At 54.8% G+C, this 18,401-nt stretch carries 19 protein-coding genes; 13 read left to right on the forward strand and 6 right to left on the reverse strand.

Annotated features, from left to right (window positions below; all coding sequences use genetic code 11):
• Positions 1 to 17: 17 nt before the first annotated feature.
• The 10 genes from C1N59_RS05995 to C1N59_RS06040 all read left to right on the forward strand — a co-directional run bounded on the left by C1N59_RS05995 (position 18) and on the right by C1N59_RS06040 (position 8,777).
• A complete protein-coding gene (locus tag C1N59_RS05995) occupies positions 18 to 443 on the forward strand; it encodes a GNAT family acetyltransferase (RefSeq protein WP_006117810.1) in 426 nt (141 codons plus the stop codon).
• On the forward strand, positions 433 to 894 hold the full coding sequence (locus tag C1N59_RS06000; protein WP_033740808.1) for a DUF2919 domain-containing protein: 462 nt from the start codon (positions 433 to 435) through the stop codon (positions 892 to 894). The genes C1N59_RS05995 and C1N59_RS06000 overlap by 11 nt, the downstream gene beginning before the upstream one ends.
• 63 nt (positions 895 to 957) lie before the next feature.
• Positions 958 to 1,578, forward strand: coding sequence for an RpoE-regulated lipoprotein (locus C1N59_RS06005; protein WP_394550426.1), 621 nt, complete (start codon positions 958 to 960; stop codon positions 1,576 to 1,578).
• 207 nt (positions 1,579 to 1,785) lie between these two features.
• Positions 1,786 to 2,802, forward strand: a complete 1,017-nt coding sequence (locus tag C1N59_RS06010; RefSeq protein WP_394550427.1) for a sulfate ABC transporter substrate-binding protein — start codon at positions 1,786 to 1,788, stop codon at positions 2,800 to 2,802.
• Complete coding sequence (gene cysT, locus C1N59_RS06015; protein WP_054633372.1) at positions 2,802 to 3,635, forward strand: sulfate/thiosulfate ABC transporter permease CysT; 834 nt, start codon at positions 2,802 to 2,804, stop codon at positions 3,633 to 3,635. Before C1N59_RS06010 ends, cysT begins: the two co-directional genes overlap by 1 nt.
• Positions 3,635 to 4,510, forward strand: a complete 876-nt coding sequence (gene cysW / locus C1N59_RS06020) for a sulfate/thiosulfate ABC transporter permease CysW (protein WP_006117805.1) — start codon at positions 3,635 to 3,637, stop codon at positions 4,508 to 4,510. The genes cysT and cysW overlap by 1 nt, the downstream gene beginning before the upstream one ends.
• Positions 4,500 to 5,588 (forward strand): sulfate/thiosulfate ABC transporter ATP-binding protein CysA, encoded by a 1,089-nt coding sequence (gene cysA / locus C1N59_RS06025; RefSeq protein ID WP_006117804.1) that lies wholly within the window; start codon positions 4,500 to 4,502, stop codon positions 5,586 to 5,588. The genes cysW and cysA overlap by 11 nt, the downstream gene beginning before the upstream one ends.
• 115 nt (positions 5,589 to 5,703) lie before the next feature.
• On the forward strand, positions 5,704 to 6,585 hold the full coding sequence (gene cysM, locus C1N59_RS06030) for a cysteine synthase CysM (protein ID WP_054633373.1): 882 nt from the start codon (positions 5,704 to 5,706) through the stop codon (positions 6,583 to 6,585).
• Between the two features lie 165 nt (positions 6,586 to 6,750).
• The gene (locus C1N59_RS06035; protein ID WP_006117802.1) at positions 6,751 to 7,431 is read left to right on the forward strand and encodes a response regulator transcription factor; all 681 of its coding nucleotides are present in this window, start codon (positions 6,751 to 6,753) and stop codon (positions 7,429 to 7,431) included.
• Positions 7,428 to 8,777 carry an ATP-binding protein gene (locus C1N59_RS06040; protein WP_054633374.1) on the forward strand — a complete coding sequence of 450 codons (1,350 nt, stop codon included), beginning with the start codon at positions 7,428 to 7,430 and terminating at the stop codon, positions 8,775 to 8,777. The genes C1N59_RS06035 and C1N59_RS06040 overlap by 4 nt, the downstream gene beginning before the upstream one ends.
• A gap of 50 nt (positions 8,778 to 8,827) precedes the next feature.
• Here the strand turns inward: C1N59_RS06040 and crr are convergent, their stop codons facing one another.
• The 5 genes from crr to cysZ all read right to left on the reverse strand — a co-directional run bounded on the left by crr (position 8,828) and on the right by cysZ (position 13,783).
• Positions 8,828 to 9,328 (reverse strand): PTS glucose transporter subunit IIA, encoded by a 501-nt coding sequence (gene crr / locus C1N59_RS06045; protein ID WP_006117800.1) that lies wholly within the window; start codon positions 9,326 to 9,328, stop codon positions 8,828 to 8,830.
• Positions 9,329 to 9,370: 42 nt separating this feature from the next.
• Positions 9,371 to 11,098: a phosphoenolpyruvate-protein phosphotransferase PtsI gene (ptsI, locus tag C1N59_RS06050; protein WP_006117799.1), complete on the reverse strand. Its 1,728-nt coding sequence runs from the start codon at positions 11,096 to 11,098 to the stop codon at positions 9,371 to 9,373.
• A 159-nt stretch (positions 11,099 to 11,257) separates the two neighbouring features.
• On the reverse strand, positions 11,258 to 11,515 hold the full coding sequence (ptsH, locus tag C1N59_RS06055) for a phosphocarrier protein Hpr (RefSeq protein ID WP_003848868.1): 258 nt from the start codon (positions 11,513 to 11,515) through the stop codon (positions 11,258 to 11,260).
• 390 nt (positions 11,516 to 11,905) lie between these two features.
• The gene (gene cysK, locus C1N59_RS06060) at positions 11,906 to 12,874 is read right to left on the reverse strand and encodes a cysteine synthase A (protein WP_033740801.1); all 969 of its coding nucleotides are present in this window, start codon (positions 12,872 to 12,874) and stop codon (positions 11,906 to 11,908) included.
• Positions 12,875 to 13,015: 141 nt separating this feature from the next.
• On the reverse strand, positions 13,016 to 13,783 hold the full coding sequence (gene cysZ / locus C1N59_RS06065; protein ID WP_054687328.1) for a sulfate transporter CysZ: 768 nt from the start codon (positions 13,781 to 13,783) through the stop codon (positions 13,016 to 13,018).
• 218 nt (positions 13,784 to 14,001) lie between these two features.
• Here cysZ and zipA point away from each other — a divergent pair, with 218 nt between their 5' ends.
• The 3 genes from zipA (at position 14,002) to C1N59_RS06080 (ending at position 17,306) form a co-directional block, all read left to right on the forward strand.
• Positions 14,002 to 15,000 carry a cell division protein ZipA gene (zipA, locus tag C1N59_RS06070; RefSeq protein ID WP_033740799.1) on the forward strand — a complete coding sequence of 333 codons (999 nt, stop codon included), beginning with the start codon at positions 14,002 to 14,004 and terminating at the stop codon, positions 14,998 to 15,000.
• A 67-nt stretch (positions 15,001 to 15,067) separates the two neighbouring features.
• Positions 15,068 to 17,086: an NAD-dependent DNA ligase LigA gene (gene ligA, locus C1N59_RS06075; RefSeq protein ID WP_394550428.1), complete on the forward strand. Its 2,019-nt coding sequence runs from the start codon at positions 15,068 to 15,070 to the stop codon at positions 17,084 to 17,086.
• Position 17,087: 1 nt separating this feature from the next.
• Positions 17,088 to 17,306, forward strand: coding sequence for a DUF3820 family protein (locus C1N59_RS06080; RefSeq protein WP_039339860.1), 219 nt, complete (start codon positions 17,088 to 17,090; stop codon positions 17,304 to 17,306).
• Between the two features lie 43 nt (positions 17,307 to 17,349).
• Here the strand turns inward: C1N59_RS06080 and C1N59_RS06085 are convergent, their stop codons facing one another.
• Positions 17,350 to 18,357: a bile acid:sodium symporter family protein gene (locus C1N59_RS06085; protein ID WP_006117793.1), complete on the reverse strand. Its 1,008-nt coding sequence runs from the start codon at positions 18,355 to 18,357 to the stop codon at positions 17,350 to 17,352.
• Positions 18,358 to 18,401: the final 44 nt, after the last annotated feature.

Here is an 18,401-nt window from a genome sequence, read left to right on the forward strand (position 1 = left end):
AACTGCAGGTACAGAAGATGGAAATCCGCACCTTCCGCCAGGAAGATTTTGAAGAAGTGATCACGCTCTGGGAACGCTGCGATTTGTTACGGCCATGGAACGATCCGGAGCTGGACATCGAACGCAAAATGCATCATGACGCCGACCTGTTTCTGGTGGCGGAAGTTGGGGGCGAAGTCGTCGGTACCGTAATGGGCGGTTACGATGGTCACCGTGGCGCGGCTTACTATCTGGCGGTGCATCCGGATTATCAGGGCCGCGGCTTTGCCAATGCCCTGATGAATCGGCTGGAGAAAAAACTCATTGCGCGCGGTTGCCCTAAAATTCACCTGATGGTGCGGGAAGAGAACGACCAGGTCGTTGCCTTCTATGAAAAGCTGGATTATGAAACGGTCGATGTGGTGTTGCTGGGCAAACGTTTAATCGAAGATCGTGAATATTAATTCGGTCTGGCCGCCTGAGGAGTACGACGACAAAGGGCAACTGCGCCTGCCGTTTCTTTTCTGGCTGATTCTGCTATTGCAGTCGCGCACCTGGTGGCTCCTGGTGATGGCCGGCGCGTCACGCCAGCAGGGAAACGATCTTCTGGCTCTTTTCTATCCGGATCGCCAGGCGTTCTGGTCAGGACTGGTGCTGGGTCTGCCAGCGCTGTCGGGGCTGTTGCTCACGGGCTACCGGTCGCGTTTACCCCGAGTGTGGCGCAGCTGGCGCCTGGTGCTGGTGGTATCGTTAGGAGCGAATTTGCTCTGGCAGAGCGTACAACTCGTCCAGACCGATCTGCTCAGCTCACCGTTGCCGCTGCTGTTTACGCTGTTTGATCTGCTGGCACTGCTGTGGTTACTGATCAGTGTCCGGCTTCGCGCCTGCTTTTTGCCGCCACACGATCCCGAATAAACTTTTTGCCGCTTTGCGACTCCAATCCGTTTTGCCCAGGTCTATTTATTAACAGGAGTTTTCATGAAAGCTGTTCGTTACACGATACTGACGGTGGCCATGCTGGTCAGTGGGTGTGCCAGTTCCTCCGGCCCTGACGCCAACAGCAGCCAGCAGGTACGCTGGTGGAATCCATTGAGTTACCACTGGTCTTCTGCGCTGCCATGGAACTGGTTTGGTCCTTCACTGACGATCAGCGATCAGGGCGTTGGTGGGATCAACAGTGCCACGGCGATGAACGAATCGGCCATCAAAGACGGGCTTAAGGGCAACTACGATCTGCGTCAGGGCATGCGTGGCCAGAACGGTCAGGTGGTGTCCTTCTGGCAGGCGATGAAGGACGGTCAGGTTAAGCTGGTCATTTATGGTCAGTCACAGGTTGACCGCATTGAGGTGACGGACAACGACATTACCAGTGCCGACGGCAGCAAAATTGGCGATGCGTTTAGCGCCAGATATGACAAAGCCTTTAATAACTGCATTGTGGCTGCCGGGTTAGACAATCATGACGTCGAATGCCGTGTGCCTGGCAGCCCGCATCTGCGCTACGTTTACAGCGGGACCTGGCACGGTCCGGAAGGATTACTGCCCGCCGATGACACGCTGAAAAGCTGGAAACTCAGCAAGTTCGTCTGGCAGCGTTAAGCCCCGTAATTTTTGCCTCCCGCAGGGCGTTCAGTGCGCCCTGCCAACCCAATTCTGTTTTTGCGCATTCTTTTCCCACCGCCTTATGCCTTTTTCGACTTTGAAATCAACAAACGATATATAAAACCGTTACGGGTTTACGCTGAGTTATAAATAAACTGCTGTATCTGCGGATGAGATCTGCATCAAATTTCTTCAGGGTGAACCATGACCTTCAAAGCGATGAAAAAAATCGTGAGCGGAATCGCGCTGTCGCTGGGCCTTGCTGGCGCCGCGCACGCCACAGAGCTGTTAAACAGCTCTTATGACGTTTCACGTGAACTGTTCGTCGCCCTGAACGCGCCTTTTGTCAGCCAGTGGGATGCGCGACATCCGGGCGATAAACTCACCATCAAAATGTCGCATGCGGGTTCTTCTAAACAGGCGCTGGCCATCCTGCAAGGGCTGCGTGCCGATGTGGTGACCTATAATCAGGTGACGGATGTACAGGTGCTGCATGACAAAGGCAAACTGATCCCGGCCGACTGGCAAACGCGCCTGCCGAATCACAGTTCACCGTTTTATTCCACCATGGCGTTTCTGGTTCGCAAGGGTAACCCTAAGCAGATTCATGACTGGTCCGATTTAACCCGTAACGACGTGAAGCTGATTTTCCCGAATCCGAAGACCTCGGGTAACGGGCGCTATACCTATCTTGCCGCCTGGGGTGCCGCAGAGAAAGCGGACGGCGGCGACCAGGCAAAAACGCGCGCCTGGATGACACAGTTTCTGAAAAACGTCGAGGTTTTCGACACAGGCGGACGCGGCGCCACCACCACCTTTGCTGAACGCGGCTTAGGGGATGTGCTGATCAGCTTCGAATCGGAGGTCAACACCATTCGTAATCAGTACGGTAAAGAGGATTACGAAGTCGTGGTGCCAAAAACCGATATCCTGGCGGAGTTCCCCGTCGCCTGGGTCGATAAAAACGTTGAACACAATAAAACAGCCGACGCGGCGAAGGCTTATCTGACCTGGCTGTATTCGCCCGAGGCACAGAAAATCATTACGGACTTTTATTATCGCGTGAACAATCCGCAGCTGATGGAGCAGCAAAAAGATCGCTTTCCAGCCACACAGCTGTTTCGGGTTGAAGATGTATTTGGTAGCTGGAATAACGTTATGAAAACCCATTTCGAAAGTGGCGGTGAACTGGATCAACTGTTAGCGGCGGGGCGTGGATAATGTTTGCAGCCAGCCAAAAACGTGTTTTGCCCGGTTTCGGCCTGAGCCTGGGCACCAGTCTGCTGTTTACCTGCCTGATTCTGCTGCTGCCCATCAGCGCCCTCATCATGCAGTTGTCGCAGATGACATTGCAGCAATACTGGGACGTGGTGACCAATCCCCAGCTGATTGCAGCCTATAAAGTGACGCTGCTGTCGGCCGGCGTTGCCTCATTGTTCAATGCCCTGTTTGGCATGCTGATGGCCTGGGTTTTAACGCGTTATCGCTTCCCGGGTCGCACACTGCTGGATGGTTTAATGGATTTGCCCTTTGCATTGCCAACCGCCGTCGCAGGGTTAACCCTGGCCGGTCTGTTTTCGGTAAACGGCTGGTACGGTCAATGGTTTGCTCATTTCGACATTAAGATTTCCTACACCTGGATTGGTATCGCGCTGGCGATGGCCTTCACCAGTATCCCGTTTGTTGTCCGGACGGTGCAGCCGGTGCTGGAAGAGTTAGGTCCGGAATACGAAGAGGCGGCGCAGACACTGGGCGCAACGCCCTGGCAAAGTTTCCGTCGCGTTGTGCTGCCGGAAGTGGCTCCGGCGTTGCTGGCGGGCACTGCGCTGTCGTTTACCCGCAGCCTGGGCGAGTTTGGCGCGGTGATCTTTATCGCGGGCAATATTGCCTGGAAAACAGAAGTGACCTCACTGATGATTTTCGTCCGTCTGCAGGAGTTTGATTATCCGGCCGCCAGCGCCATCGCGTCGGTCATTCTGACGGCGTCGTTGCTGCTGCTGTTTGCCATTAATACCTTACAGAGCCGCTTTGGCCGTCGTCTGGGAGGTCACTGATGGCCGATATTTCGCAACTTAATCATGCCGATCGCCAGCCTGTAAACTGGGGTAAATGGCTGCTTATCGGCACGGGTGTGCTGATCTCGGTGCTGCTGCTGGTGGTGCCGATGGTCTCCATCTTCTGGGAAGCGCTGCACAGCGGGCTTGGCCTGACTCTGCGTAACCTGACCGACAGCGATATGCTGCACGCGATTTGGCTGACCGTACTGGTGGCGCTGATTACCGTGCCGGTTAATCTGGTCTTCGGCACCTTGCTGGCCTGGCTGGTCACCCGCTTTACGTTTCCTGGTCGCCAGCTGTTGTTAACCCTGTTTGATATTCCGTTCGCGGTCTCGCCGGTTGTGGCTGGCCTGATGTACCTGCTGTTCTGGGGCATTAACGGTCCGGCAGGCGGCTGGCTGGATGCCCACAATATTCAGGTGATGTTCACCTGGCCGGGTATGGTGCTGGTCACCGTCTTCGTGACCTGTCCGTTCGTGGTTCGCGAACTGGTGCCGGTCATGCTGAGCCAGGGCAGTCATGAAGATGAGGCTGCGGTGCTGTTGGGCGCGTCGGGCTGGCAGATGTTTCGCCGTGTGACGTTACCGAATATTCGCTGGGCAATGCTGTACGGCGTGGTGCTGACCAATGCCCGCGCCATTGGCGAGTTCGGTGCGGTATCTGTGGTATCCGGCTCCATTCGCGGCGAAACCTACACTTTGCCGCTTCAGGTCGAATTATTGCATCAGGATTACAACACGGTGGGTGCCTTCACTGCCGCCGCGTTGCTGACCGTCATGGCCATCCTGACCCTGTTTTTGAAAAGCATTGTGCAGTGGCGCTTAGAGCAGCAGCACAAACGCCTGCAACTGGAGGAAAATCATGAGCATTGAGATTAAACAAATCAACAAATCCTTTGGTCGCACAGCGGTGCTGAACGATATTTCACTGGATATCCCGTCGGGCCAGATGGTGGCGTTGCTGGGGCCGTCCGGTTCCGGTAAAACGACCCTGCTGCGAATTATCGCCGGGCTGGAGCATCAGAACAGCGGCCAGATTCGTTTTCATGAGCATGACGTCAGTCGCCTGCATGCCCGCGATCGTAAAGTCGGGTTTGTTTTTCAACACTATGCGCTGTTCCGCCATATGACCGTGTTTGACAACATTGCCTTTGGCCTGACCGTGCTGCCGCGTCGTGAGCGGCCATCCAGTGCCGAAATCAAAAATCGTGTAACACGTCTGCTGGAGATGGTGCAGCTGTCGCATCTGGCAAACCGCTTTCCGGCTCAGCTCTCGGGTGGTCAGAAGCAGCGCGTGGCGCTGGCAAGAGCACTGGCCGTCGAGCCGCAAATTCTGCTGCTGGATGAGCCTTTCGGTGCGCTGGATGCCCAGGTGCGTAAAGAGCTGCGCCGCTGGTTACGCCAGCTTCATGAAGAATTAAAATTCACCAGCGTGTTTGTCACGCACGATCAGGAAGAGGCAATGGAAGTTGCCGACCGCGTCGTGGTGATGAGTCAGGGCAGCATCGAGCAGGTGGGCACGCCGGATGAGGTCTGGCGCGATCCGGCGACGCGCTTCGTGCTGGAATTCCTGGGCGAAGTTAACCGCTTTGACGGTGAGGTTCATGGTTCCCAGTTCCATGTCGGGGCTCATCACTGGCCGTTAGGCTATACCTCCGCCCATCAGGGCGCGGTTGATCTGTTCCTGCGTCCCTGGGAAATTGATGTTTCGCGTAAAAGCAGCCTGGAAACCCCTTTACCGGTACAGGTCCTTGAGGTGAGTCCGCGTGGCCATTTCTGGCAGTTGGTCGTTCAGCCTGCGGGCTGGCAGAGCGAACCTTTCTCGCTGGTGTTCGACGGTGACCAGACCGCGCCACTGCGCGGCGAGCGCCTGTTTGTCGGGCTGCAACAGGCCCGGCTCTATCAGGGCGCCACGCCATTGCGGGCAGTTGCCTTTGCGCACAGCGCCTGATATTTTCTTTTTCACGCAGGGCGGGACAATGTCCCGCCCTTTTTTAATGTTTATACCGCCATACCTCAGGCTCTGGCCTGATTCGTAACGGTATCGTTTCGCCAGGATATGCACCGTGACCACTCTGGAACACACAATCGGTAATACACCGCTTATCAGGTTACAGCGCCTGACGCCTGACAATGGCAGTGAGATCTGGCTGAAACTGGAGGGCAACAACCCCGCCGGTTCCGTCAAAGATCGCGCAGCCTGGTCGATGATTCATCAGGCGGAACGGCGAGGCGAGATAACACCGGGCGATCAGCTGATTGAGGCCACCAGTGGCAACACCGGTATCGCGCTGGCGATGATCGCGGCGATGAAAGGCTACCGGTTGCGCTTACTGATGCCGGATAATATGAGCCAGGAGCGGCAGGATGCGATGCGTGCCTATGGGGCCGAGCTAGTCCTGATAGGTCGGGAGCAGGGTATGGAGGGCGCGCGTGATTTAGCCCAGGCGATGGCGGCGCGCGGTGAGGGAAGGGTGCTGGACCAGTTTAATAACCCGGACAATCCACTGGGCCACTACCAGACCACGGGACCGGAGCTGTGGGCCCAGTCGAATCAGCGCATGACGCACTTTGTCTCCAGTATGGGCACCACCGGCACGATTACCGGCGTAGGGCGGTTTTTAAAAGAACATAAGACGGGCGTGAAAGTGATTGGCCTGCAGCCTAAAGAAGGCAGTAGCATTCCTGGGATTCGCCGCTGGCCTCAGGCGTATTTGCCCGGCATTTACCGGCCCGAGTTGGTGGATGAGGTAATTGATATGGGGCAGCAGGAAGCCGAAGAGACCATGCGGGCGCTGGCCCGGCGTGAAGGTATTTTCTGCGGCGTCAGCTCAGGCGGATCGGTCGCGGGCGCACTGCGTATTGCCAGCGCCCATCCTGGAAGCGTCGTGGTGGCCATTGTTTGTGACCGTGGCGATCGCTATCTCTCTACCGGCGTTTATCAGTAACGTCACGCAGCCATTACGCCCTCTGAAGGCTTATGCTGCGCCGTCGGCTGCCTGAGTCTTGTTTATTTGGCTAAGCTTACTGGCATCTGTAAGGATCGCGTAAAACTGGCTGCGCGTTTCGCTGGCCCGGTTCAAAATAGCGCCAGTGACGTAAGAGAGATAACAATGAAAATCCTGCTGGTAGATGACGACGTAGAATTAGGCACGATGCTGAGCCAGTATCTGATCACGGAAGGCTTTGATACGCAACTGGTGTTAACCGGCACTGCCGGTGTGCAGGGGGCGCTGTCCGGTGAGTACAGCGCCATGATTCTGGATATTATGCTGCCGGATATGAGCGGCACCGATGTCCTGCGCCAGGTGCGCCAGCAAAGCCGTCTGCCGGTGATTATGCTGACGGCCAAGGGCGACAATATTGATCGGGTTATCGGCCTGGAAATGGGGGCCGATGACTATATGCCCAAGCCGTGTTATCCCCGTGAGTTGGTGGCGCGCTTGCGTGCCGTACTGCGTCGGATTGAAGAGCATGCGCCTCTGCAGGATAAAAAAGAGACGCTGCAATGGGGAGAGTTAACACTCAATGCGGCCAACCGCGTGACGGAATGGCAGGGGAAAGCCTTTGATCTGACCGCCTCTGAATTTAATCTGCTGGATTTGCTGCTGCGTTCACCGGACCGGGTGGTGACGAAAGACGAGCTGTCTGAGAAAGGCCTGGGACGACCGCGTGAAGCGTACGATCGCAGCGTGGATGTGCATATCAGTAATATCCGTCAGAAGCTCAGCGCGCTCACCGCCGACAGCATCACCATCGAAACCGTTCGCAGCATTGGTTATCGCATTCGATGAATCAAACTTACCGTGGGCGCATGTTCTGGAAGATCCTGCTGGGGTTCTGGCTGGTTTTCCTGATTATCAGTCAGCTGATCTGGCTGGGTTTCTCACTTTCCGGTACGCGGCATCATCCCCCTGAATATTTGGTCACCCAGCGGCTGGCTGACGCGCTGATGGCGTCAGCCGTGTCGGTGCTGGAGCGGGGCGGCCCGTCAGCGCTGGATGCGATGATGGCGGAGTGGGCCCCGGAAGATCGGGCGTTTTTGCATGTACGCGCACTGGATAATCTCCGCAACGCAGAGGCACCGCCGCTTGCGCCCGAAACGCCCGAAAAATCCTTTTTTCCCGACCATCTTGTGCGCCAGGCACAGAGCCCGGACGGCAAGAGCTATGAGCTGCTGTACGATCTGAAAGGCATACGCACAATGAGCCGGGAGGGGCGGCCACATAATTTCCTGAATATTCCTGAGCCCATGTTCATTTTCGCCGGGTCTGTGGGGTTGCTGTTTAGCCTGCTGCTGGCATGGAACCTGACGCGCCCTATGCGACAACTGCGTGAAGGTTTTTCGCGGGTAGCCAATGGCGATTTAAGCATCAGGCTCTATCCTGCGCTGCGTAAGCGTCATGACGAGCTCTCCAGCGTGGCGCAGGCGTTCGATGCCATGGTTGAACGCCTGGACACGTTGGTGCGTGCCCGTGAAGCCCTGCTTCATGACATCTCTCATGAACTGCGCTCGCCGCTTGCCCGTCTGCAGCTGGCAACGGGCCTGGCGCGACAGCGGCCAGAAAACGTGAATGACTCGCTGGATCGCATCGATGAAGAGGCACAGCGGCTGGATAAGATGATTGGTGAACTGTTAACCCTGGCGCGTGCCGAGCATGAAAGTGTGCCGGGCGAACACTATTTTGATTTGGCCGGCTTATTAGAGGCGGTGGTTACTGATCTCCGTTATGAAGCGCAGATCCCCGGCGTCGAGGTCGTGTTTAACGTTGATGAGCAGGCCGATCATACCGTGCGCGGGGATGCTGAGTTATGCCGGCGAGGCATTGAGAACGTGCTGCGTAATGCTTTACGCTTTTCGCTGCCGGATCAGCGCATTGAGGTCAGCCTGCAGGTTGAGCAACAGTGGCTGGCGATTCAGGTGCGGGATCAGGGACCAGGCGTCGATGAGAATAAGCTGTCCAGCATCTTTGATCCCTTTGTCCGGGTCAATTCGCCGTTACTGGGTAAAGGCTACGGGCTGGGGCTGGCAATTGTGCGCAAAGTGGTACTGGCGCATCATGGCGAGGTCAGGGCGGTTAACCGGCCTGAAGGCGGACTGGAGCTGACACTGCGTTTGCCCCGCTGGCAGCCGCATTAAGCAGAGACGTGAAGCATAAGAGAACGGCACCCTGAGGTGCCGTTTGTGTATTACTTTTTGATGCGAATCACCGGGGTTTCACCCACGACGACCTGACCAGACAGTTTTGTCAAATCCTTGATTTCATCCATATTGGAAATGACAACAGGGGTCAGTGTGGATTTTGCTTTCTCTTCCAGCAGCGGCAGATCGAATTCGATCACCACGTCGCCTTTTTTAACCTTCTGACCTTCTTCGGCGATGCGTTTGAAGCCTTCGCCTTTCAGTTCGACGGTATCAATGCCGAAATGCACGAACAGCTCAATGCCATTATCGGATTCGATTGAAAAGGCATGGTTGGTTTCGAAAATCTTGCCGATAGTCCCATCAACCGGCGCAACCATTTTGTTGCCGCTTGGTTTGATCGCAATACCGTCACCCACGATTTTTTCTGCAAACACCACATCTGGTACGTCTTCAATATTCACGATTTCGCCAGACAGAGGCGCTACGATATCAATTGTCCCAGCGCTATCTGTTTTTTCGCCAAAAAGTTTAGAAAACAAACCCATGATCTTCTCCTAAGCAGTAATTTGGGGCCAGCATCTCGTGGATCAGCAGAGCGTTTTTTCTTTAATGAACTTGTTCACCAGGTTCATCAAGTCTTCCGCCGTAGGTTGAGCCAGTGCCTGCTCTGCCAACGCCTTCGCATCTTCGAAATGTGTATTACGAATAATTTTCTTGATGCCAGGGATAGAAATGGCACTCATGCTGAATTCGTCCAGCCCCATTCCCAGTAACAGTAGTGTAGCACGTTCGTCACCTGCCAGCTCACCACACATGCCAGTCCATTTACCTTCAGCATGAGACGCATCAATGACTTGCTTGATGAGGTTCAGTACCGAAGGCGTCATCGGGTTATACAGGTGCGAAATCAAATCATTACCACGATCTACTGCAAGAGTATACTGCGTCAAATCGTTTGTCCCAATGCTAAAGAAGTCGACTTCTTTCGCCAGGTGACGTGCAATCACGGCAGAGGCAGGCGTTTCCACCATAATGCCCACTTCGATTGACTCGTCAAACGCTTTACCTTCTTCGCGTAACTGCGCTTTCAGCAGCTCCAGTTCCGCTTTCAGCGTACGCACTTCTTCAACCGAAATGATCATCGGGAACATGATGCGCAGCTTACCGAAAGAAGAGGCACGTAAGATAGCACGCAGCTGTGCATGCAGAATTTCCTTACGATCCATCGCAATACGGATGGCGCGCCAGCCCAGGAACGGGTTTTCTTCTTTAGGCAGGTTCATGTAAGGCAGGTCTTTATCACCGCCAATATCCATGGTACGGACGATCACGGCCTGCGATCCCATGGCTTCTGCGACCGCTTTATACGCCTGGAACTGCTCTTCTTCGGTCGGCAGTGAGTCGCGATCCATAAACAGGAACTCAGTGCGGTACAGGCCAACACCTTCTGCGCCGTTGCGCTCGGCACCGGCGATATCGCGTACCGTACCGATGTTGGCGCAGACTTCAACCTGATGGCCATCCAGCGTAACAGCCGGCAGATCTTTCAGCTTCGCCAGCTCATGTTTTTCAGACAGATACTGATTCTGAACCGCTTTCAGCTCTTCCTGAACCGCCTCAGACGGATTAACGTGAATCGCATTGTTCACCCCGTCCAGGATGATGAAATCGCCGTTTTTGATGGTGGCGGTCACGTTACCAGTGCCGACAATCGCCGGGATTTCTAACGAGCGTGCCATGATTGAGGTGTGCGAGGTACGGCCACCCAAATCGGTAATAAAGCCCAGCACCTTTTTCAGATTCAGCTGTGCGGTTTCGGATGGCGTTAAATCTTTCGCCACCAGAATAGATTCTTCCTGGATTGCGCTCAGGTCGACAATGTGCAGACCTAAAATGTTTTGCAGCAGACGCTTACCGATGTCACGCACGTCTGCCGCACGCTCTTTCAGGTATTCGTCGTCCAGCTCCTCCAGGGCTTTTGCCTGGGCGTCGATGACGGAGTTCACAGCAGCATCAGCAGTGGCGTGATCTTTTTTGATCAGGTCGATGATTTCCTGCTCCAGCTCTTCGTCTTCCAGCAACATAATGTGGCCTTCGAAGATGGCTGCTTTTTCTTCACCCAGGGATTCGCTGGCTTTGATACGAATGGCTTCAAGTTGCTCAGCCGCTTTGCTACGCCCTTGCAGAAAGCGCTGAACCTCCTGCTCAACCTGGTCATCTGAAATTTTTTTACGGTTGATGACGATCTCGTCTTCTTTCAGCAGCAGAGCTTTGCCGAAAGCGATACCTGGTGATGCTAAAATGCCTGAAATCATAACCCTACCTTTTTATCACGATGGCTGACTGGACTCGTTGCGTTGCCATAGTCGTGTGACACGTACTCTACGAAAGCAATAACGCGGACAGATTGTCCGCGATCAAGATGTTGCACACAATGGCGCAGAAGAGTCGTTTTAAGCGGAGCAGAAAGGAGATTACTCCAGTTCCGCCATCAGCTTAACCAGATGCTCTACGGCTTTTTGCTCATCTTCACCTTCCGCAGAAAGTGTGACAACGGTGCCCTGAGTCAGACCCAGAGTCTGCAGCTTAAACAGGCTTTTGGCGCTGGCCGATTTGCCGTTGGAGGTCACGGTGATTTCTGACTGGAAGGCTTTAGCTTCTTTGACAAATTGCGCAGCAGGGCGAGTATGCAGTCCGTTTGGTGCGGTAATGGTAACTTCTTGCTGGAACATTCTATTTCCCCAACGTTTTCAGGATGAGTGTTATGGATCTAAAGTCTAGCCTGGAGCCGTAACTTTAGCCTGTGTAGGTGCGCGGGTATACAACTTACAATCGAACAAATGCGCTTGAATGAGTGTTTCATTCCCGCTGCGTGTCAAAACACGAGTTGAGCACGTCACCGGGTAATTATGCCGTGATTCGCCCTTTCACTAAATCTGAAACTTGATTCAGCTTGATCCACTTCAAAGGAGGATTAATTTCAGGCATCGAAATAATTGGCAGTCTAAATACCAGAGCCACACGACTGAAATCAATTGGCTGCATGGTAAAAGTGAGATCTGCGCCACAAAAAAGCACCCGTCAGGGTGCTTTTTAAGCGTTTGTCCAGGGCGAGCTTCGGGCTATTGCAGCTCTTTTTCCGTAAAAAGATCGGCAAACAGCGCGGTGCTGAGATAGCGCTCACCAGAAGAAGGAAGAATGACAACGATGTTTTTGTTGGCGTAGGCTTCATCTTCCTGCAACTTCAGCGCGGCGGCAACGGCGGCACCCGAAGAGATACCTGCCAGAATGCCTTCTTCTTCCATCAGGCGACGGGCCGTGGCGATCGCTTCATCATTAGTGATGCCGACAGCTAAATCGATCAGCGCCAAATCCAGGTTACCCGGAATAAAGCCCGCGCCAATCCCCTGAATCTTATGCGGGCCGGGTTTCAGCTCTTCGCCCGCCATCGCCTGCGCAATCACCGGTGAGTCAGTGGGTTCTACGGCCACGGTGATCAAGGATTTCTTACCCTGGGTGTTTTTGATGTAACGGCTCACGCCTGTCAGCGTGCCGCCGGTCCCCACACCGGCAATGAACACATCCACTTCACCATCCGTGTCTTCCCAAATTTCGGGACCGGTGGTTTTCTCGTGAATTTCCGGGTTGGCCGGGTTACTGAACTGCTGCAGCAGCAAATACTTGTCGGGATCGCTGGCCACGATCTCTTCTGCTTTGGCGATCGCGCCTTTCATGCCTTTTGCGCCTTCGGTCAGGACCAGATTTGCGCCCAGGGCTTTAAGCAACTTACGGCGCTCAACAGACATAGTGTCCGGCATGGTCAGCGTCAGTTTGTAACCGCGCGCGGCGGCCACGTAGGCTAATGCAATACCGGTGTTACCGCTGGTCGGTTCAACCAGTTCAATACCTTGCTTAAGAATACCGCGTTTTTCTGCGTCCCAAATCATGTTGGCACCGATACGGCATTTCACACTGAAGCTCGGGTTACGGGACTCAACCTTCGCAAGGATGCGGCCGTTACCGATGCGGTTCAGTCGAACCAGCGGCGTATGACCAATTGTCAAAGAGTTGTCTTCATAGATCTTACTCATAGCCTGTCCTTAACTGTATGAATTATTGGGAACCCTCTGAGCATACCTGTTCTGCCCCGTGGCGGAAGGAAAGAAATCATATATCTATATGTCTCATGGCGATAAGACCTGCCGAAAATTGCATAAGGATAGTTGATATGTTCAGCGCAGGCTTTCACGAGCCAGGTTCGCCCGGTAGCGATCAACCCACATCGCGGTGGCCCCGCACACGGCGACCGGCATAATGGCCAGGTTCACCACGGGAATCATTGTAAAGAGGCTCACCAGCGCGCCAAACTGCATATTGGCTGTCTTGTGCTGGCGTAAGGCATGACGCATCTGCTGAAAACTGACTTTATGGTTATCGAAAGGATAGTCGCAATACTGAACAGACAACATCCAGGCGCTGAACATAAACCACAGCACGGGTGCCACCGTCTGCCCAAAACCCGGAACTAAATAAAGTAATAACAGGCCCAGTGCGCGGGGCAGGTAGTAGCCCAGCTTTTGTAATTCGCGTTTCATGATGCGCGGCACGTCTTTAACCATGCCCAGCCAGCCGCTGTCAGGCAGTGGTTTACCCGTCAGCCGCCCCTCAAGTTGTTCCGCCAGCAGGCCGCAAAACGGCGCGGCAATCAGGTTGGCTATCGTTGAAAAGAAATAGCTAAACACCAGCACCACCGAAATCACCGACAGCGGCCACAGCACATAGCTGAGCCATTGCAGCCAGTCCGGCACATGCGACATCAGTTTGGGGATCCACTCGTCAAGACGGAAAAATAACCAGACAAAGGCGCCGCCTAGCAGCAGGATGTTGACCAGCAAGGGGATGATGACGAAGCGCCGTATGCCCGGTAACCTGATTAGCTTCCAGCCCTGGCTAAAATAGTGCACGCCATTAAAAGAGGAAACGGAATTATTCACAGCCATCGAGCCAGTTCTCCTGAAGATGTTAAGGCGCGCCTACTATAACCTGGCTTTTTCTGCTGACCAGGTGCCGTTTGGGTAAAAAAACAGCGAAAAAGTGGCGGTGAGCTATCTTATTTGTGAGAAAATACTGCACAGACTTGCACTTATCTGGCAGGGCAAATACAGTTAGAGAATAAAGTTTGCCGCGGTGGCAAGGTATTGGAACAACAGAGAATACAATGATGCAGGATTTGCGTCTGATATTAATCGTTGTTGGCGCGATCGCCATTATAGCGCTTCTTATTCACGGACTGTGGACCAGCCGTAAAGAACGCTCTTCAGTCTTCCGCGATCGCCCGCACAAACGTTTGAAACAACGTGATGAACATGATGATGAGACGCTGACCGACGACGTTGATGACGGCGTCGGTGAAGTGCGTGTGCGTAATACGCGCGGGCACCAGGAGCCTCATTTTGACGACATCCGCGAGCCACAGCCTGAAGTGCGGCGTGAGCCTGTTAAGGAGCGCCCGCGTCAGCCTTCTGCGCCGCAGCCTGAAAGCGATCCTCTTTTTGACCCGGCACCGCAACCGGAACGTGCGCCACAACGGCCTGCACCGACTCGCCAGCCACCAGCCTTTACCGCACCGCCGGTTCAGGCCGATCCGTTGCTGGATAGCGATCCGCTGGACAGCGTTCAGCCCAATCCTGTTTATCAGGCCGAACCTGAGCCTGACTATGAGCCAGAGCCTGAGGTGGTCAGTCCGCCGCCGCAGCCGAAACAACCTGAACCTCGTCCGCAGACCAGCAGTAAGCCCAAAGAAGCGGTGCTTGTGCTGCATGTCGCGGCGCACTCAGGCGGTCAGCTGAATGGTGAAGCCTTGCTACAGGGCATTTTGCAGGCCGGTTTTCAGTTTGGTGAAATGAACATTTTCCATCGTCATCTCAGCCCGGCAGGCAGCGGTCCTGTGCTGTTTAGTCTGGCTAACATGGTGAAACCCGGTTCCTTCAATCCTGACGAAATGACCGACTTCACCACGCCCGGCGTCTCCATTTTCATGATGGTGCCGTCGTATGGCGATGCGAATCAGAACTTTAAGCTGATGCTACAGTCCGCGCAGCGTATCGCGGACGATGTGGGCGGTGTGGTACTGGATGACGAACGCCGGATGATGACGCCGCAAAAGCTGGAAACCTACAAAGCGCGTATCCGCGATGTGGTCGAATCCCGCGAGTAATCCACACTTTTTCAAATTATTATGATGAACCCCCGCCTGTCGGGGGTTTTTTATCTGATGGGGTTATATGAAATCCGTCCAGGAACACATCACTGAACTGCGCACCACGTTGCGCCATCACGAATATCTGTATCACGTTATGGACGCGCCGGAAGTGCCGGATGCGGAATACGATCGCCTCATGCGGGAACTGCGGGATCTGGAAGCACAGCATCCTGATCTGATCACGCCTGATTCTCCCACGCAGCGCGTAGGGGCCGCCCCGTTGATGGTATTTGAGCAGGTACGCCATGAAGTGCCGATGCTGTCACTGGATAACGCGTTCGATGAACCCAGCTTCAGGGCCTTCAATAAGCGTGTCCAGGATCGTCTGAAAAGCACCGACGATCTCACCTATTGCTGTGAACTCAAGCTGGATGGCCTGGCGGTCAGCCTGCTGTATGAAGATGGCTTATTAACGCGCGCGGCGACGCGCGGCGATGGCACAACAGGCGAAAATATCACGACGAATGTGCGGACGATTCGTGCCATTCCGCTGCGCCTCAAAGGGGACAATATTCCCGCCAGAGTAGAAGTGCGTGGAGAAGTGTTTATGACGCAAAGCGGCTTTGAAAAACTCAATGCCGAGGCGCGCCGTACAGAGGGCAAAGTCTTTGCCAATCCACGCAATGCGGCAGCGGGCTCGTTGCGCCAGCTGGATCCCCGTATCACCGCGAAACGACCGCTAACGTTCTTCTGCTATGGACTGGGCCTGCTGGAAGGGGGCGAGATGCCCCGCAGCCACATGGCGCGACTGCAACAGTTCAAAGCCTGGGGCCTACCGGTCAGCGACCGTATTCGTCTGGTGCGGAACGCCGGTGAAGCGCTGGCGTTTTATCACGAGGTTGAATCAGAGCGGGCCACGCTGGGTTTTGATATCGACGGCGTGGTGATTAAAGTCGATTCGCAGGAATTGCAGGAAAAGCTGGGCTTTGTCGCGCGCGCGCCGCGCTGGGCCGTGGCGTTCAAGTTTCCTGCGCAGGAGCAGATGACGATTGTGCGTGACGTCGAGTTCCAGGTGGGGCGGACGGGCGCTATTACACCTGTTGCCCGACTGGAACCCGTTCAGGTGGCAGGCGTGATGGTCAGCAATGCCACATTGCATAATGCCGATGAAATTGAACGCCTCGGCCTGCGCATTGGCGACAAAGTCGTGATTCGTCGTGCCGGCGATGTGATTCCTCAGGTGGTCAATGTTGTGACCAGCGAACGGCCTGACAATGCCCGTGAGATCGTGTTTCCTTCTCAGTGCCCGGTGTGCGGTTCCGATGTTGAACGCGTTGAGGGCGAGGCGGTCACGCGGTGTACCGGTGGCTTAATCTGTGGTGCACAGCGCAAAGAAGCGCTGAAGCATTTTGTGTCGCGGCGCGCCATGGACGTTGACGGCATGGGTGACAAGATTATCGATCAACTGGTCGAGAAAGAGTACGTCAAAACCCCGGCCGATCTGTTCCGGCTCAGCCGTGAAACCCTGACCGGGTTAGATCGTATGGGCGCGAAGTCGGCGCAGAATGTGCTCGACGCGCTGGAAAAAGCCAAATCCACTACGCTGGCGCGTTTCCTCTATGCGCTGGGTATTCGCGAAGTCGGCGAAGCCACGGCGGCAAACCTGGCCAGTCATTTTGGCGATCTGCAAAAGGTCATGGATGCCGATCTGGACGCGCTGATTGCGGTTCAGGATGTGGGCACGGTCGTCGCGAAGCACGTACGTCACTTCATGGAAGAAGAGAGCAACCGCGAGGTGATCCGGCAGCTGGTTGAAGATATTGGTATCCACTGGCCCCAGGTGGTGGCGGTGAACCCCGGCGAGATCGACAGTCCGTTTGCAGGCAAGACCGTAGTGTTAACGGGCTCACTCTCGCAGATGAACCGGGACGATGCCAAAGCGCGACTCATCGAACTCGGTGCCAAAGTCAGCGGCAGCGTATCGAAGAAAACCGATTTGCTGATCGCAGGAGAAGCTGCGGGCTCAAAGCTGACAAAAGCGCAGGAGCTGGGCATTGAGATCATTGATGAAGCCGAAATGATCCGGCGACTCGGTACCTGAGATGGATAAGCAGGCGCTGATCGAGATTGCGAATACGGCCATGCCGTTTGGCAAATATAAAGGCCGGATGCTGATTGATTTGCCAGAGCCCTATCTGCTGTGGTTCGCCCGTAGCGGCGAGTTTCCGGCTGGTCGTTTGGGGGAGCTGATGCAGCTTACCCTGGCGATAAAAATTGAAGGGCTGGAAGGGTTAGTTAAACCTTTAAAGCGTGGTGACTGAGTTCGCGGCCTCGCATGAGGCCGCTTGTCTGAACGTGTTTCCGTTATTTCTGCGATTCCACGACAGCCGCTTTGCTTTTCTCCGCCTGCAACGCATTGGTTCGCTTGTAACGTCCGGCAATAAACGAGCACACCATCAACTGAACCTGGTGAAAAATCATCAGTGGCAAGACGATGATACCCACCGCGCTGGCGGGGAACAGGATATTGGCCATCGGCACGCCGTTCGCCAGGCTCTTTTTCGAGCCACAGAACAACACCACGATTTCATCGGGACGACTGAAGCCAAACAGGCGCGCAGCTAGATAGTTAATAATCAGCACCAGCGTCAGGAGCAGGATGCAGCCCGCCAGAATCCACAGCAGCGTATCAATCCCGACGCGTTTCCAGATGCCGTTCACCACCGCTTCGCTGAACGCGGAATAAACCACCAACAGAATGGACGTCTGATCGGTGATGCCAATCAGGCTACGGTTCCTTTCCACCCAACCGCTAATCCAGCGGCGTGACAGATGACCTAAAACAAAGGGTACCAACAGTTGCAGCATGATTTTACCCACCTGCTCAAGGCCATCGCCTGGTCCGTTACTGTTGACGTCCATCACCAGATTAACCAGCAGCGGGGAGACGAAAACACCTAACAGGCTGGATGCCGATGCGCTGCACACCGCAGCAGCCACATTGCCGCCAGCCATTGAGGTGAACGCGATGGCCGACTGGACGGTGGCAGGCAAAATGCAGAGGTAAAGGAAGCCGGTATAAATTTCTGCGCCGACGTTAACCGGATGCCACCAGACAATCAGCAGCCCCAGCGCCGGGAACATAACAAACGTACTGCACATGATCCAAAGGTGAAGCCGCCAGTGGCTGCTGCCTGCGATGATTTTTTCGCGTGACAGTTTGGCACCGTGCATGAAGAACAGCAGGGCGATGGCGGCGGTGGTCAGGTACGTGAAAAAGTCCACGAAGCCGCCTCTCGCCGGAATGAAAGAGGCCAGAAGTACAGTGATGATCAGCTTGATCATCATCGGGTCAATACGGAGAAATCCCATCGTTAAAATCCGGTTAAATTAAGTCTGGAGTGATTGTGCGCGAT

Source organism: Pantoea sp. SGAir0183, from assembly GCF_043545505.1.

Coding starts and splice junctions, on each gene's coding strand:
- C1N59_RS05995 (WP_006117810.1), top strand. CDS start 18: ATGGAAATCCGCACCTTCCGCCAGGAAGATTTTGAAGAAGTGATCACG.
- C1N59_RS06005 (WP_394550426.1), top strand. CDS start 958: ATGAAAGCTGTTCGTTACACGATACTGACGGTGGCCATGCTGGTCAGT.
- C1N59_RS06010 (WP_394550427.1), top strand. CDS start 1,786: ATGACCTTCAAAGCGATGAAAAAAATCGTGAGCGGAATCGCGCTGTCG.
- cysT (WP_054633372.1), top strand. CDS start 2,802: ATGTTTGCAGCCAGCCAAAAACGTGTTTTGCCCGGTTTCGGCCTGAGC.
- cysW (WP_006117805.1), top strand. CDS start 3,635: ATGGCCGATATTTCGCAACTTAATCATGCCGATCGCCAGCCTGTAAAC.
- cysA (WP_006117804.1), top strand. CDS start 4,500: ATGAGCATTGAGATTAAACAAATCAACAAATCCTTTGGTCGCACAGCG.
- C1N59_RS06035 (WP_006117802.1), top strand. CDS start 6,751: ATGAAAATCCTGCTGGTAGATGACGACGTAGAATTAGGCACGATGCTG.
- C1N59_RS06040 (WP_054633374.1), top strand. CDS start 7,428: ATGAATCAAACTTACCGTGGGCGCATGTTCTGGAAGATCCTGCTGGGG.
- crr (WP_006117800.1), bottom strand. CDS start 9,328: ATGGGTTTGTTTTCTAAACTTTTTGGCGAAAAAACAGATAGCGCTGGG.
- ptsI (WP_006117799.1), bottom strand. CDS start 11,098: ATGATTTCAGGCATTTTAGCATCACCAGGTATCGCTTTCGGCAAAGCT.
- ptsH (WP_003848868.1), bottom strand. CDS start 11,515: ATGTTCCAGCAAGAAGTTACCATTACCGCACCAAACGGACTGCATACT.
- cysK (WP_033740801.1), bottom strand. CDS start 12,874: ATGAGTAAGATCTATGAAGACAACTCTTTGACAATTGGTCATACGCCG.
- cysZ (WP_054687328.1), bottom strand. CDS start 13,783: ATGGCTGTGAATAATTCCGTTTCCTCTTTTAATGGCGTGCACTATTTT.
- zipA (WP_033740799.1), top strand. CDS start 14,002: ATGATGCAGGATTTGCGTCTGATATTAATCGTTGTTGGCGCGATCGCC.
- ligA (WP_394550428.1), top strand. CDS start 15,068: ATGAAATCCGTCCAGGAACACATCACTGAACTGCGCACCACGTTGCGC.
- C1N59_RS06080 (WP_039339860.1), top strand. CDS start 17,088: ATGGATAAGCAGGCGCTGATCGAGATTGCGAATACGGCCATGCCGTTT.
- C1N59_RS06085 (WP_006117793.1), bottom strand. CDS start 18,357: ATGGGATTTCTCCGTATTGACCCGATGATGATCAAGCTGATCATCACT.